General features: G+C 72.0%; 13 protein-coding genes. 8 read left to right on the top strand and 5 right to left on the bottom strand.

Annotated features, from left to right (window positions below):
- Positions 1–127: 127 nt before the first annotated feature.
- Together ACGFRG_RS18330 and ACGFRG_RS18325 are read left to right on the top strand one after the other, a co-directional pair.
- Positions 128–997, top strand: a complete 870-nt coding sequence (locus ACGFRG_RS18330; protein ID WP_393265005.1) for an AAA family ATPase — start codon at positions 128–130, stop codon at positions 995–997.
- Positions 994–2,343, top strand: coding sequence for a VWA domain-containing protein (locus tag ACGFRG_RS18325; protein WP_393265003.1), 1,350 nt, complete (start codon positions 994–996; stop codon positions 2,341–2,343). Before ACGFRG_RS18330 ends, ACGFRG_RS18325 begins: the two co-directional genes overlap by 4 nt.
- A 75-nt stretch (positions 2,344–2,418) precedes the next feature.
- Here ACGFRG_RS18325 and ACGFRG_RS18320 read toward each other — a convergent pair whose 3' ends face one another.
- Complete coding sequence (locus ACGFRG_RS18320) at positions 2,419–3,798, bottom strand: FAD-binding oxidoreductase (RefSeq protein WP_361422148.1); 1,380 nt, start codon at positions 3,796–3,798, stop codon at positions 2,419–2,421.
- Between the two features lie 197 nt (positions 3,799–3,995).
- Between ACGFRG_RS18320 and ACGFRG_RS18315 the strand changes: the two genes are divergently transcribed.
- Positions 3,996–5,114 carry a sulfite oxidase gene (locus ACGFRG_RS18315; RefSeq protein ID WP_361421702.1) on the top strand — a complete coding sequence of 373 codons (1,119 nt, stop codon included), beginning with the start codon at positions 3,996–3,998 and terminating at the stop codon, positions 5,112–5,114.
- A 6-nt stretch (positions 5,115–5,120) separates the two neighbouring features.
- Here the strand turns inward: ACGFRG_RS18315 and ACGFRG_RS18310 are convergent, their stop codons facing one another.
- Positions 5,121–5,783 carry a DUF4232 domain-containing protein gene (locus ACGFRG_RS18310; protein ID WP_361421699.1) on the bottom strand — a complete coding sequence of 221 codons (663 nt, stop codon included), beginning with the start codon at positions 5,781–5,783 and terminating at the stop codon, positions 5,121–5,123.
- A 195-nt stretch (positions 5,784–5,978) separates the two neighbouring features.
- Positions 5,979–7,319, bottom strand: coding sequence for a helix-turn-helix domain-containing protein (locus tag ACGFRG_RS18305; RefSeq protein WP_393264999.1), 1,341 nt, complete (start codon positions 7,317–7,319; stop codon positions 5,979–5,981).
- Positions 7,320–7,836: 517 nt separating this feature from the next.
- On the opposite strand from ACGFRG_RS18305, the gene ACGFRG_RS18300 reads away from it, so the two are divergent.
- The 4 genes from ACGFRG_RS18300 (at position 7,837) to ACGFRG_RS18285 (ending at position 11,573) form a co-directional block, all read left to right on the top strand.
- Entirely contained in the window at positions 7,837–8,913 is a 1,077-nt protein-coding gene (locus ACGFRG_RS18300) for a nitronate monooxygenase (RefSeq protein WP_361421695.1), read from the top strand.
- A 314-nt stretch (positions 8,914–9,227) separates the two neighbouring features.
- Entirely contained in the window at positions 9,228–10,172 is a 945-nt protein-coding gene (locus ACGFRG_RS18295) for an ABC transporter ATP-binding protein (protein WP_393264997.1), read from the top strand.
- A complete protein-coding gene (locus ACGFRG_RS18290) occupies positions 10,169–11,152 on the top strand; it encodes an ABC transporter permease (RefSeq protein ID WP_361421692.1) in 984 nt (327 codons plus the stop codon). The genes ACGFRG_RS18295 and ACGFRG_RS18290 overlap by 4 nt, the downstream gene beginning before the upstream one ends.
- 10 nt (positions 11,153–11,162) lie before the next feature.
- Positions 11,163–11,573: a GntR family transcriptional regulator gene (locus ACGFRG_RS18285; protein WP_393264996.1), complete on the top strand. Its 411-nt coding sequence runs from the start codon at positions 11,163–11,165 to the stop codon at positions 11,571–11,573.
- Between the two features lie 32 nt (positions 11,574–11,605).
- Here the strand turns inward: ACGFRG_RS18285 and ACGFRG_RS18280 are convergent, their stop codons facing one another.
- Positions 11,606–13,129 carry a DEAD/DEAH box helicase gene (locus tag ACGFRG_RS18280; RefSeq protein ID WP_393264993.1) on the bottom strand — a complete coding sequence of 508 codons (1,524 nt, stop codon included), beginning with the start codon at positions 13,127–13,129 and terminating at the stop codon, positions 11,606–11,608.
- Between the two features lie 259 nt (positions 13,130–13,388).
- Positions 13,389–13,592 carry a cold-shock protein gene (locus ACGFRG_RS18275; protein WP_046247661.1) on the bottom strand — a complete coding sequence of 68 codons (204 nt, stop codon included), beginning with the start codon at positions 13,590–13,592 and terminating at the stop codon, positions 13,389–13,391.
- Between the two features lie 367 nt (positions 13,593–13,959).
- Here ACGFRG_RS18275 and ACGFRG_RS18270 point away from each other — a divergent pair, with 367 nt between their 5' ends.
- Positions 13,960–14,670, top strand: coding sequence for a beta-glucanase (locus ACGFRG_RS18270; protein WP_393264990.1), 711 nt, complete (start codon positions 13,960–13,962; stop codon positions 14,668–14,670).
- Positions 14,671–15,098 lie beyond the last annotated feature (428 nt).

The raw sequence follows: 15,098 nt of genomic DNA, 5'->3' as shown, positions 1-15,098 counted from the left end.
GCCCCACCGTGACGTTCACCGCAAACAGCGTCTCCCCTGTTGTGGTCCGGCTCAGGGACCTGATCAAGTACGAGGGCCGTTCCCGCACAAGGACCGGCACGCCGAGCCGAGACCAGGAGAACACCCCATGACGACCGGGTACTTCACGTCCGTGGACGACGTCTCGGCGCGCCTCGCCGAGACGGGCTATCTGGCCTCGCCCGCTGTCGCCACCACCGTCTTCCTCGCCGACCGCCTCGGCAAACCGCTGCTGATCGAAGGCCCGGCGGGCGTCGGCAAGACGGAGCTCGCCAAGGCCGTCGCCCAGGCCGCGGACGCGCGGCTGATCCGGCTCCAGTGCTACGAGGGCGTCGACGAGTCCCGCGCGCTGTACGAGTGGAACCACGCCAAGCAGCTGCTGCGGATCACCGCGGGCCGCGACGAGTCGTGGGACGAGACGCGGACGGACATCTTCGGCGAGGAGTTCCTGCTCCCGCGTCCGCTGCTCACCGCGATCCGCGGCCGCGACCCCAAGGTCCTGCTGATCGACGAGATGGACAAGGCGGACGTCGAGGTCGAGGGGCTGCTCCTCGAAGTCCTCAGCGACTTCCAGGTCACCGTGCCGGAGCTCGGCACCATCACCGCGACGCGCCGCCCGTTCGTGGTGCTCACCTCCAACGCCAGCCGGGAGCTGTCCGAGGCCCTGCGCCGCCGGTGCCTGTTCCTCCATATCGGCTTTCCCGAGGAGGAGTTGGAGCGCCGGATCGTGCGCATGCGGGTGCCCGGCCTCGACGACGCCCTCACCGCCTCGGTCGTGCGGGTGGTCGGCGCGCTGCGGGCGATGGACCTGCGCAAGGCCCCGTCGGTCGCGGAGACCGTCGACTGGGCGCGCACCCTGCTCGCCCTCGGCGCCGACACCCTCGACGAGAGCGTCGTACGCGACAGCCTCGGCGTGATCCTCAAGCACCAGGACGACGTCCTGAAGGCCGCCGCCAAGCTCGACCTGGACGCCGTGTGACCGACCTGCCCGACCGCCTCACCGAGCTGGTGCGCAGCCTGCGCGCGCACGGCATCGGGATCGGGCCGGGCGAGACCGTGGACGCGGCGGCCGTCCTGGAGGTGCTGGGGTTCGACGACCGGGAGCGGATCCGGGAAGGCCTCGCGGCGGCCCTGCTCCACCAGGAGGGCCAACGCGCCGTCTTCGACCCGGTCTTCGATCTGTACTTCCCGCTCCGCGTGGGCGCGCCGGACCACTCCGGCGGCGACACCGCCGACCTGCGCGACCGGCTGGCGGCCGCGCTGGCCGCCGACGACCGTGCGATGCTGGATCAGTTGGCGGCCGAGGCGGTGGACAGCCTCGGCGGATACGGGGCGACGCCGGGCTCGGACGGCTGGTCGGCCCATCAGACCCTCGCTCGGCTGCGGCCCCAGACACTGCTCGCGCGGGTACGCACGACGCTCGGGCAGGGCGCCGAGGGAGACGCGTTCACGGACCGGCTCACCGACGACGAGATCCGGCGCCGGATCGAGGCGTTCCGCCGACGGGTCGGCGCCGAGGCCCGCCGCCGGGTCGCCGAGCGGCGCGGCGCGCAGGAGATCGCCCGCAGGGCGCTGCCGCCCACCGCCGACCGGGTCGACTTCCTCCTCGCCGGCCGGGCCCAACTCGATGAACTGCGCCGGTCGGTGCACCCGCTGGCACGCAAACTGGCCACCCGTCTCGCGGCGCGCCGACGCCGTGCGGCACGCGGACAGATCGATCTGCGCCGCACCCTGCGCGGCTCCCTGTCGACCGGCGGCGTGCCAATGCGGCCGGTCCTGCGCCGCCGACGCCCGGCGCGCCCCGAACTCGTCCTGCTCTGCGACGTCTCCGGCTCGGTGGCGGGCTTCGCCAACTTCACGATGCTCCTCGTCCAGGCGCTCCACGACCAGTTCTCCAAGGTGCGCGTGTTCGCCTTCGTCAACCGCGTCGACGAGGTCACGGACCTGGTCGCAAACGCGAGCGCCGACCCGGCCGGGCTCGCCACCCGCATCCTCGCCGAGGCGGCGGTCACGGGCTGGCACGGCAGCAGCGACTACGGCACCGCGCTCGGGGAGTTCGCCGAGCGCCACCTCGACGCGGTCGGCCCGCGCACCGCCGTCTTCGTCCTGGGCGACGCCCGTACGAACATGAGCGACCCGAACGTCCCCGCCCTGCGCCGCATCACCGCCCGGGCCCGCCGCGCCTACTGGCTCAACCCCGAACAGCCCGCGCTGTGGTCGACGGGCGACTCGGCGGCCCTGGCGTACGCGGAGGTGGTGGAGATGCACGCGTGCCGCAACGCGCGACAGCTGAGCGCGCTGATAGCCCGGCTACTGCCGACCTGACGCAGTGGCCGCACTCAAGGGGCGCGGGGAACTGCGCGACAAGCCCCCACCGGCCCGCAGCCAAACGACAAGCAACTACCTCGCCGGCTCAATGTTCTGGTTCGCGTGGAACAAGTTGCGCGGATCATACGTACCCTTGACCGCCGTGAGGCGCTCGTACTGGTCGCGATAGGTCGCCCGGACCCGGTCCTGCCCCTCTCCCGCGCCGATGAAGTTCACATACGCACCGCCCATCGAGTGCGGATGCAACTCCTCCCAGTAGTCCACACACCACTGCCGGACCGTCTCCGCGTTCGCCGGGTCGGGGTCGATGCCGCCGATGACCCCGGACCAGACCGCGTCCCGGTACCCCCAGGCCGTGTCTCCCGCGCGCACCCGGTGGGCGGCGCCGTCGACCGGGTACAGGTGCATCGTCGACAGGCCGGTGGGAATGCCCTCCGCGTACTTGGCGTGCACATCGATGGACGCGTCCGTGATGCGGTCGAAGAAGTCGCCGCGCCAGTACCACTGCAGCCCCTTGGGGATCAGCTCGTCGAACATGCTCTGCACCATGGGGTACGGCATCGGCGCGGTGAAGTGGAAGGTCGGCGGGCCGGGCTCGTTGACGGGTGCGAAGGCCTTCTCGGCCTGGTCCGGGTCGCCCGTCCAGCACCACACGACACCGCACATCTTCTGCCCGTGGATCTCCTCCGGGAACGGCGGCCCCGGCGGGACGACGAGCTCCGCGTAGAACCCGTTCAGGTCCTCGGGCGCCTGCGGCAGGAACTCGCGGTACCACCGCAGCACGTCACCGATGCGGTCGAGCGTCCACAGGGTCACCCCGAGCACCACGGTGTGCACGGGGTGCAGCCCGAAGGTGAAGGCGGTGACGACACCGAAGTTCCCGCCGCCGCCGCGCAGGGCCCAGAACAGATCGGGGTGGTTGCGCTCGTCCACGGTGACGAAACTGCCGTCGGCCAGCACCACGTCGGCCGCCAGCAGGTTGTCCACCGTCAGGCCGTACTTGCGGGTCAGATGCCCGTGCCCGCCGCCGAGGGCGAGCCCGCCGACGCCCGTCGTCGACATGATGCCGGCGGGGGTGGCCAGACCGAACGCGTGGGACGCGTGGTCCAGGTCGGCGAGCAGACTGCCGCCGCCCACCTGCGCGATCTCCGCCGCCGGATCGACGCGCACCCAGCGCATCGGCGACAGATCGACGGTCACACCCCCGTCCACCAGGCACAGGCCCGCGCCGCTGTGTCCGCCGCCCCGGACGGCCAGTTCGAGCCCGTGGTCGCGGATGAAGTCGACCGCGTCGATGACGTCCCCGGCGTCCCGGCACCGTACGATCGCGGCCGGTCTGCGGTCGATCATCGCGTTGTAGATCTCACGGGACTCGTTGTACTCCGGGTCCTGCGGGCCGATCACCGGACCGCGCAGCACGGTCCGCATCGCCTCCAGCGTCGTGCCGTCCATGACGATCTCCTCCAGCGGCACGTACGGTCCGTACGCCGCCCGGCCCTTCCCCTGCTGGGCCGCCGGTGGATACGCGCGCCGGTGACCCGGCGCCCTCGTCGGCCGCAGTCGTCGTCGGGCGCCACAGGGCTGACACCTCCAGCGTCCGCCCGCACGCCTGGACTCGCAATTCCCGGCCGCCGAGGCACCATGGGGTCATGAACGGCCGCATCGGTGACATCAGTCCACCGGGGCGTCTGGCCGAGCCCACCGAGGGCATCAGCCCCGAGGAACTCGCGCTCGCCACCCGCAACCACGGGCTGCCCCTGGAGGCACTGCGCTACGACGTCACCCCGCCCGGGCTGCACTACGTACTGGTCCACTACGACATCCCGGACGGCGGCGCGGACGGCTGGGAACTCACCGTGCGCGGGCGGGTGCGGAGCGCGCTGACCCTGGACCTGGCGGCCCTGCGGTCCTTCCCGGCCGTCACCCACCGGGTCACCATGGAGTGCGCGGGCAACGGCCGGGCCCGCCTCACCCCCCGGCCGGTGAGCCAGCCGTGGCTGGTGGAGGCGGTGGGGACGGCAGAGTGGACCGGAGTGCCGCTGCGCACCCTGCTCGCCGAGGCCGGGGTCGGGCCGGACGCCGTCGAGGCGGTCTTCACCGGCGCCGACCACGGCGTGGAGCGCGGTGTCGAGCAGGACTACCGGCGCAGCCTGCCGCTGGCCGACGCCCTGGGAAGCAACCCCGAGGTGCTGGTGGCGTACGCGATGAACGGCGCTCCCCTGCCGCCCCAGCACGGCCACCCGCTGCGGCTCGTGGTGCCCGGGTGGTACGGCATGGCTCAGGTGAAGTGGCTGTGCGACATCGAGCTCACGGCCACCCCGTACACCGGTTTCCAGCAGCAAGTGGCCTATCGCCTGCGGCAGTCGGCCGACGATCCGGGTGAGCCGGTCACCCGGATCGCCCCGCGCGCGCTGATGATCCCGCCCGGTTTCCCCGACTTCATGACCCGCGCGCGCGTCGTGCGCCCCGGCCCCGTGCGCCTGGAGGGCCGCGCCTGGTCGGGCCGCGCACCCATCACGGAGGTGGAGGTGAGCACGGACGACGGGCGCGACTGGTACGCGGCCGAACTCGCCCCGCCCGACGGGCACGACTGGGCCTGGCGGCGGTGGCACGCGCCCTGGACGGCCACACCCGGCGACCACGTCCTGAGCGCCCGCGCCACCGACGCCGAGGGAAACACCCAGCCGCTCACCCAGCCCTGGAACCGGGGCGGTTTCGCCAACAACCTCGTCCAGCGGATCGCGGTGTACTGCCCGAGCGGCGGGTGATACGGGTCAGGACGGCTTCACGCTCGACAGCGCGGTGACCGTGACGGTGTTGTCGCATCCGGCGAACACGCCGTCGTCCATGGCGGTCTGGTGCGCACCGGCACCCGGCACACCGATCACGACGGTGGGGTACGAGTACGGCGTCGCCCCGGACTTGCAGTAGCCGCCACCCTCGCCCTGGACCTGCACGAAGGTGAGCTTCGTCCAGGCGTGGGCGCCGGGGGCGAGCACGACCGTGGCCGCCGTACCGGTGTGGTGCACGGTCAGGGGGACGTTCTTCCCCGGCGCTCCGTTGCCCGCGCCGGCCACCGTCACATAGCCCTTCACCGAGCAGGGGTGGGCGGAGGTGTTCACGACACCGACGACCGCCGCGCCCGTACCCGTGCCCGACGGGCGCTTCGCCGCCTGGTGGGCCGGGGTGACCTTCACATCCTTGATGGTGCAGTGCGCGGTGGTGTGCTTGGCCGGGGTGCCGTTGCCTGTACCCGTGGACGGCGTCTTCGCGGACGGCGCCGCGGGGTCCGGTGTGCTCGCGGCGCTCGGCGCCGTGGACGAACCGGTCCCGGAACCGGTCCCCTTGCCGCTCGGGTCGCAACCGACCACCAGCACACCGGCCACCACGGCCACCGCCGCCACCGTCACCGCGTGACGCCCGCTCTTGCTCTGCATGTCTCCCCCAGGGGTACGGCCAGTACGCACCGGCACTCGCGGGTCAACACACCACGGGCCCCCGGCCGGTTCACGGGTACACGCCGCTGTGGCGCGACGGTTACACGAACGGCACAGTGTCATCTCGCACCCCGTCCGCGAGGGCCGATGGGGATCCGGCCCTCGCGGACGTGAGCCACTGCCGACCGGCGCGGTCTACCGGAGCGCCACCGCCAGCGCGCCCCACTGGGCCGTGGTCCTGCCGGTGGCCGCGCACGAGCGGTCCGGCGGGGCGACGCGGTACGCGGTCGACAGCCGGTAGGAGGACAGCCTGAGCACCGGCAGCGCGCTCCACTCGCCCGTGAACGCCGGCGCGGTACCGCTGTTGGTGCCCACCGCCGCCACCAGGAGATCCCCGGGGGCGCAGGCGAGCTTGACGTAGTTGGTGCTGAAGGACGCGCCGCCGGCTTCCCCGTGGCCCTGGGCGTGGCCGACCACCTGGCTGACGCCACGGAACTCGTCCACCGCGACGTGGTACTTGCTGGCGTGCGGATACATCACGCGGATCGAGTCCGCCGTGGTGAGCGGATGGACGTGGAAGCCCACCAGGACCACGGTGCGGTGGTGGCGCCCGTCCATCACGTCGCCCGCGACCCGGAACTCGTCCCCCCGGGTGTCCGTCACCTCGACCCGGCCCGGGCACGTACTGGTCAGCATGAGGCTGACGACGAGCGCGTCCCCGGCCCGTACCGGCGTGGTGATCGGCAGGTCCACATCCGTGTCGTCGAGGATCTGCGCGTCCGAGGCGGGGCGCGCCACCCAGGCGGGGTGCTGCGCCGGCGAGGTCGGCACGGCGTCGCTCTGTGACGGCTTCGGCGGCAGCGGTTCGGGAACCTCGCCGCCCACGGCGGGCGAACAGGTCTCGGCCGCCGCGGGGGCCGCCGAGGTGTGCTGCGGGCTCTTCGACGTGCCGGTCATCCCGAAGACCACGGCCGCCCCGACGCCCACGCCGAGGGCGAGCAGCCCCGCCTGCGCGAGCAGTCGGCGCCTCGGGCCGAAGCGGGCGCGTGGTGCCCGGGGAACATCGATCACCACCGCCGCGGCCGCCTCCGCCCCGACCGCCGCGTCCTGGTGAGCTCCCGACGCCCTGCCCAGCTCGTGCGGCCTGTCCGGCGCCGGAGGCTCGATCAGGGTCACGACCTGCTCCGCACCCGCTTCCGCCGCCGCTTCCCGAGTCGACGTGAGCCGGATCCGCGTCCAGGTGTCCTTCCACCGCCCCAGCTCGTCCTCCGCGACGCCGAACGCCCGTAGCAGGGCCAACACCCGGTCCCAGGGCGGCAGTGACGGGCGTTCCCCGTTGAGCGCATGCGCGATGGTCGTCCTCGGCAGACCGCTGCGCCGCTGCAACTCGCGCAGGGACAGGCTCTCCACCGCTTTGATGACCCGGAGCGCCGCGACGAACTCCCCTACTGTGCTGAGTGCCCCCGGATCGGGCACACCGCCGTCATCCCGTTCCGATCGCTCCCGTTCCGATCTGTCTCGTTCCAAGCCGGACATGATTCCCCCATATCTCGGTGTCCGGCGGCCGGACTCGACCGCCGGGCGGCCGGAATCGTACGACGCACACGTGTACGGACGATATGGATCCCCCGGCCATCAACCTGCCCGTTCGACCCCGCTCATGGGATGCCCCCACGTCTCATCCGGGTGCGTCCGCCACGGCGACCAAGCCGTCCAAAGCCGTCCCAGGTCGTCCAAACCCCTTGTCAGCGGGGTCGGTTCGCGCCACGCGACCGACCGCGCTCCGTGATCCGCCCCGCGACCGGCTCTCATCCGGTGAGAGGGCCCCGCCAGGACGCTTCCCGCCCGGCAGGGGGCTTTTGCTTCGTGCGACCGAAGCGTTCAGCTGTCCGGAAGCACACCGTCCCCACCGAGGCGGGGCGTTGGTCCGTCACGGTCCGCCTCTGCGCCCCCTCGGTGGCCGAAACCCGCCCTGTCGACGCTGCCGTCGCCACGGCCACCGCAGGCATGATCGATACGTCGAACGACGCAACCCCAACCTCTGGAGGACGACATGCCGTTCCAGCCCGACCAGCTGACCATCCCTCTCATACAGGCCCCCATGGCAGGCGGTGCCTCCACGCCCGAACTGGCCGCCGCCGTGAGCGAGGCGGGCGGCCTCGGTTTCCTCGCCGCCGGCTACCGCACCGCGCAGGACATGCGCGAACAGCTGGGCAAGACCCGGGAGTTGACCTCCGGGCCCTTCGGGATCAACCTCTTCGTGCCGGGCCCGCCCGCCGCGAACGCGACCGAAGCCGCCGACACACTGGCCACCGTGACCGCCTACCGCGAGGAACTGCTGGCCGACGCGGCCGCGTACGGTATCGAGCTGCCCGTCCCCACCGGCGAGGCGGACGACGACGAGTGGGACGCGAAGCTCGACGTGCTGGTGCGCGAGCCGGTGCCGGTCGTCTCCTTCACCTTCGGGCTGCCCACGCCGTACGCGGTGGAGGCCCTGCACCGGGTGGGCAGCCATCTGGTGGCGACGGCCACCACGGTGGCCGAGGCCGCGGCCGCCGAGGCATGCGGGGTGGACGCGCTGTGCGTACAGGGTCCGCTGGCCGGTGGGCACCGGGGCACCCACGACGTCGCGGCCACGCCCGAGGAGCTGCCACTGTCCGACCTGCTGGCCGCCGTCCGCGAGCGGGTGCGGATCCCGCTGATCGCGGCGGGCGGCCTCGGCACCGGCGAGGACATCGCCGCCGTACTGCGGGCCGGCGCCGTCGCGGCGCAGCTCGGCACGGTGTATCTGCGCGCGGACGAGTCCGGTGCCTCGCGGACGCATCAGGACGCACTCGTCGACCCGCGCTTCGAGGAGACCGTGGTCACCCGGGCGTTCTCCGGCCGCCCCGCGCGCGGCCTGCGCAATCGGTTCATCGACGCCCACGACGCCGCCGCCCCCAGTGCGTACCCGCAGGTCCACCAGCTGACCCGGGGCCTGCGCGCGGCGGCGGCCAGGAGCGGGGACGCCGAGCGGCTGCATCTGTGGGCGGGCCGGCGCCACCGCCTGGCCCGTTCCGCTCCGGCCGCCGACATCACCCGCGATCTGTGGGAGCAGACCGTCGCGGCGCTGGCGGCGACGGCGGGCTAGGGCCTGTCCGGTGGATCTTGCCTGGGACGCGCGGGTGTGGCACGCCCATCTGCCGCGTTGTCGTCGGTTGCCGACTCCCCCAAGCTCTCGGCTCCGCTCGACCAGGGGGCACCCCCACGCGTCGCCGCCCTCCTCCGCCTTGCAGCTGGACGCACCACACCCCCGCTCACCAGCACCGAAACGGCGGCCCGGACCGAAGGCGGCCAGATCCACCGGACAGGCCCTAGCCACCTTCTCGTCGTCGTTTGACATGCCATCGCCACCAAGACCATGATTCCACTAGTCAACTAGTGGAATCATGGAAGGGGGGCCGCGTGCGAGGCACGATCGCTCCTGGCACGGCCGATGCCCAGTGGGCCCTGGAGGCCCATGGGCTGGGGAAGAAATACCGTCGGGGCTGGGCGCTGAAGGACTGCTCCTTCAGGATTCCGGCCGGGCGCATCTGCGGGCTCGTGGGTCCCAACGGCGCCGGCAAGAGCACCCTGCTCAGCCTGGCGACCCGGCTCAGCGAGCCGACCAGCGGTGAGCTGCGGATCTTCGGCACACCGGCCGACTCGCCCGCCGCGCTGCCCCGTTACGCCTACCTCAGCCAGGACAAGCCGCTGTTCAAGCGGTTCACGGTGGCCGAGACGCTGCGGCTCGGCCAGGAGCTCAACCCGGGCTGGGACGCGGCGGCGGCCGAGCGGATCGTGCGCGCCGGACAGATCCCCCTGGACGCCCGCGTCGGCAGCCTCTCGGGCGGTCAGCACACCCGCGTCGCGTTCGCGCTCGCCTTCGGCAAGAAGCCCGATCTGCTGCTCCTCGACGAGCCGATGGCCGATCTCGACCCGCTGGCCCGCGACGAGATGAGCTCGCTGCTCATGGCCGAGGCCGCCGAGCGCGGCACCACCGTGCTGATGTCCTCCCATCTGCTCAGCGAGCTTGAGCACATGTGCGACTACCTGCTGGTCCTCGCCGGTGGCCGCATCCGTATGGCCGGTGAGACGGACGAGCTGGTGCCGATGCACACCCTGGTCACCGGTGTCACCGAGGACGGCGAGCTGCCCGCCGCCCTGGCCACCCACACCGCGATCGAAGTCCGCACCGCGGGGCGGCAGTTCACGGCCATGGTCCGCCACGAAGGACCGCTGAGCGGCGACTGGCAGCTGTCCGAGCCCAGCATGGAGGAAGTGCTGCTCGCCTACCTGCGCAACCCCGAGGCGCCCGCACTGCTGTCCCCGGCCGCCGCTCCCAGCCACCGAGAGGACTTCGCCGTATGAGCACGCTCACCCGCCCCGCCCCCGACCTGACGGACGCCCCCGCCAAGCCCCGCAGGCTGCGCGGACTGGCCTGGCTCATGGCGCGCCAGCACCGGGTGCCCCTGCTCGTGTGTCTCGCGGTGACCGTGATCGGCTCGCTCTGGATCGCGCACGAGCGCGGCGCGATGCTGGACACCATGCACGCGGCCGGGTGGCCCGGCAAGTCCGCGGACGCCCTCGACCCCGCCCTGCGCGAGCGCACCGGACGCACCTTCGACGACATCGCCGGGTATGTGTCGGGCCTGCCGCTGCTGCTCGCCGTCTTCCTGGCCGCCCCGCTCCTCACCGCCGACCAGGAGCAGGGCACCGCACGTCTGGTGACCACCCAGTCGGTGTCCCGGACGCGCTGGCTCGGCTGGAAGCTGGGCTTCGCCTTCGGGCTCGTCGCGGTGACGACCGGTGTGCTCGGCGCGATGCTGACCTGGTACTGGCGCGCCGCCCACCCCTTCGTCTCCACCGACTGGTACGACGACTCGGTGCTGACCACCACCGGCCCGATGCTGGTCGCGATGGCGTTCTTCACCATGTCGCTCGGTCTCGCCATCGGCGCCCTGGTGCGCCGCGCGGTGACCGCCATGACCCTGACGTTCTTCGGCTCGTACGCCTTCGTCGTCCTCTTCGACTACCTCAAGCCGCACCTCGCCACCGCACGCCGGATCGCGTTCCCGCTGCACACCGAGAACCCGCCGGTCCCGGCCGGCGCGACCCAGCTCGACCAGTGGGTCGGCACCGCGTCCGGCAAGCTCTACGGGTACGGCACCTGCGTCAACGCGGACGCGGACGCCTGCCGGGCCCGGAAGGGCATCGTCAACTCGGTCTGGGACTACTTCGGTTACGACCAGATGGCCACCCTGCAGTGGACCGCGGCCGCCGTGCTGTTCATGGGGAGCGCGGTGCTCGTCGCCCTCGTCCTGTGGCGCAGCCGCCGCCGGGCGCTCTGAGGACACCGCCGTGGTCGTCTTCCGCATCGAACGCCGCAGCGGACTGCCCGCGTATCTCCAGATCGTGCACCAGGTGGAGCAGGCGCTGCGGATGGGGGCACTGACCGAGGGCGACAAGCTGCCCACCGCGGCCCAGGTCGCCGCCACCACGAAGGTCAACCCCAACACCACGCTCAAGGCCTACCGGGAGCTGGAACGCTCCGGCCTTGTCGAGGTGCGCCAGGGCGCGGGCACGTTCATCACCCGCTCCCTGGCCACCCCGCAGACCGCACCGGAGTCGCCCCTGCGGGCCCGGCTCGGGGAGTGGATGCGTCAGGCGAAGGAGGAGGGGCTGACCGAGCACGAGGTCACCACGCTCTTCGACGCCCTGCTCGGCGAGACCTTCCCGGCGGCCCCGCCGACGCACACGCCCACCCGCTGAGCGGCCCCGGCCCGGCGTCGGCGCGGCGAGCGCTATGCCGAACGCCGGACCCGGGCCGCCTTGCGCGCCTCTGCGAGCTGCTGCGCCTCGGTGGTGCGGCGCGAGCCGCCCGAGCGGCCGGGGGTGGTGCCCATGCCGCGGAACGGGGCGCCGCCGCGCTTGGGGCGCTCGGTGAGCGGCGCCGCGCCCCCGACGGGGACGCCCGAAGGCTTCTTCGCGCCGGTGATCCGGCTCAGCTCGGCCTCGCCCGAGCGGACCTGGGTGACCTGCGGCCGGATGCCCGCGTCGGACATCAGCCGGCTCATCTCCCGGCGCTGGTTGGGCAGCACCAGGGTCACGACGCTGCCGGACTCACCGGCGCGCGCGGTGCGGCCGCCACGGTGCAGATAGTCCTTGTGGTCGGTCGGCGGATCGACGTTGACGACCAGGTCGAGGTTGTCGACGTGGATGCCCCGGGCCGCGACGTTGGTGGCCACCAGCGTGGTGACGTGCCCGTCCTTGAACTGGGCCAGGGTGCGGGTGCGCTGCGGCTGGGACTTCCCGCCGTGCAGCGCGGCCGCCCGTACACCGCTGCTCATCAGGTGCTTGGTGAACTGGTCCACGGCGTGCTTGGTGTCCAGGAACATGATCACCCGGCCCTCGCGGGCCGCGATCTCGGTGGCCGTGGCGTACTTGTCGGCGCTGTGCACCTGGAGCACGTGGTGCTCCATCGTCGTGACGGCCGCGGCCGACGGGTCGACGGAGTGGACCACCGGGTCGTGGAGGTACTTGCGGACCAGCAGGTCCACGTTGCGGTCGAGCGTGGCCGAGAACAGCATCCGCTGGCCGTCGGGGCGCACCAGGTCGAGCAGCTCGGTGACCTGCGGCATGAAGCCCATGTCCGCCATCTGGTCGGCCTCGTCCAGGACGGTGATGCTCACGCGGTCCAGCTTGCAGTCACGGCGCTCGACGAGGTCCTTCAGACGCCCGGGCGTCGCGACGACGACCTCGGCGCCGGAGCGCAGCGCACCGGCCTGGCGCCCGATCGACATACCGCCGACCACCGTGGCGATCCGCAGCTTCAGCGAGCGGGCGTACGGCGTGAGCGCGTCGGTGACCTGCTGGGCCAGCTCGCGGGTGGGGACGAGGACCAGGGCGAGCGGCTGCTTGGAGTCGGCGCGCCTGCCTGCCGTACGGGCGAGGAGGGCCAGGCCGAACGCGAGGGTCTTGCCGGATCCGGTGCGTCCCCGACCGAGCACGTCGCGACCGGCGAGCGAGTTCGGCAGCGTGGCCGCCTGGATCGGGAACGGGGTGTCCATGCCGAGGTCGGTGAGCGTCTTCAGGAGCTCGGCCGGCATGTCGAGCTCGGCGAACGTCTCGACGGCGGGCAGCGCGGGGGTAAGGGTGTCGGGCGCCGCGAACTCGCCCTGCGGGGCGGTCGTACGGCGACCACGGCCACCGGAGGCACCGGAGCGCCCGGGGGCTTGCGGACGGAAGCGGGCGCCCCGGTCGGAACCGGCGCCACCGCCCTTGCGGGCGCCGAAGGAACGGTCGTTCGTGCGAGCTGAACGGTTCAAAGGAGAACCTTCCTCGATATGGCACGTATCGAGGAATTCGCGACCGGAACAACGGCCAGGGAATCGCAAGAACGAGCCGAAAGAAAAAGCGAATACGAGGCCGCAGCCGGGGCCGGAGCCCGGGGCGGCGTCAGGGGATCCGTGCGGTGCGCGAAACGCCGTTCACGGCGCGGCGGGCACGGCCCCGCAGACAGCAACGAGCTGGGGCCCGTACACAAGGTGCGGGCCCCAGCTGCGTCAAATCTGAGCGTCAATCGCGTCAGGCGGGGACGATGTTCTCCGCCTGCGGGCCCTTCTGGCCCTGCGTGACGTCGAAGGTCACCTTCTGGCCTTCCTGGAGCTCACGGAAGCCCTGGGTGGCGATGTTCGAGTAGTGGGCGAACACGTCCGGGCCGCCACCCTCCTGCTCGATGAAGCCGAAGCCCTTTTCCGCGTTGAACCACTTCACGGTGCCAGTAGCCATGTCATATCTCCTTCGGGGCGTGTGCCCTGAGATCCACACTGTGTGGACCTCGGCGTCGCCGTGATGATTGCCCCGTCCGGAAAGGCACCGGAAATACAAAAGTGCCCGACGGAAGTAGACCGTCAAGGCACTTGAAGTTTTTGGGAACCACAACTGCAACTGGATCAACAGTAGCACGGCAGGGTCGCTCCGTACAGCAAATGCTCAATTTTCACCCGGATCACCCGGAAACTTCGCCGCCCATTGGCCAAACTTTCGAACATCGGGATCAGATATTTGCTTACGTAAAGCATACTGCGGAGGGTGTCCGGCGGGCCTGGGCACCCCTTCATGCCGGAGCGTGCCCAGTCGGTGCCAGAGTGTGACCATGCTCTCGGAACACGGGGTCTCCGTACACCGAACCCCCACACCTCGGCCCCACGCAGCCCACGCCCCCGTCCTCACCGCCGACTTCGCGTCGCCCGCGCAGTGGGTGGCGGGCCGCTCCTGGGCGTATCCGGACGGCGGTCCGGTCAACCCCGGCGACGACAAGCTGGACCACCTGGTCGCCGACCCTTCCTACAGCCGCACCGGCACCTTCCGGGCCCGGCGCCGCCCCGAGGGAACATGGAGCACGGGACTGCTGACCACGGAAGGCAGCGACGAGGACTTCATGGTGTGCGTCGGGGACGTAGTCGAAGCGCGCGTACGGCTCCCGCGAGAGGTGGGGGCGTGGCCCGCGATCTGGACATGGCGGGACGGCGGCCAGGAGATCGACGTGTTCGAGTACCACCCGGACAACCCGGATCTGCTGGAGCTGTCCAACCACGTCAGAACCGCACACCACTACCACCACGACCCGGCCGTCCACCCCGGCGCCCTCGTCGACCTGCGGGTCGAGTTCGGCGCGCGGTCGGTCACCTGGTGGGTGAACGGCGCGGCTGTCTTCTCCGACGGGCGCGGAGTGGGCGGGCACTGGCGGGCCCACCTCATCGTCAACCTGTCGGTCAGCGCGGGCCGCTACCACCCGCCGCCACGACCGGACGTATCGGAGATGTCGTTCGAGGTGCCGATGCTGCGGGTGCACCGCGAACGGTGACAACTCACCGCGATTTCCCGACACTTGGGGGACGGTACGCGGCGCTATGGGTCAGGGGTGCACGTCAGCCCCGCTCCGCGACCCGATGGGCGTCGGACTGGGCGCGCAGGGTGGGCGGCCCGGGCGCGAAGGCCCGCCCGGTGACCGGCATACCGGAGGGCGCCATACCGGGGCCGGACATACCAGGGGGCGGCATGCTGGGGGGGCGGCATACCTGGAGGCGCTGCTCCCCCGGGAATGGTCGCCCGAATGGCGTCGGGAGCACCCCCGCACGCCCGCAGCCGCGCCGCAGTGTCCCTGAACTCGGGTACGGCCGACAGGACTTGGCGGTACGCGGCCGCCGCGCCCGCCGGATCCGCGTCGGCCTGGAGGAGCCGGCCCAGCCGGTAGGCGGCCTGGTAGTGCGTGGGCTCGATGTCCAGGACGCG

It is taken from the genome of Streptomyces sp. NPDC048696, assembly GCF_043198895.1.
Classification (GTDB): Bacteria; Actinomycetota; Actinomycetes; order Streptomycetales; family Streptomycetaceae; genus Streptomyces.
Note: the sequence above shows the minus strand (reverse complement) of the source record. Positions and strands in the feature narration are given on the sequence as shown.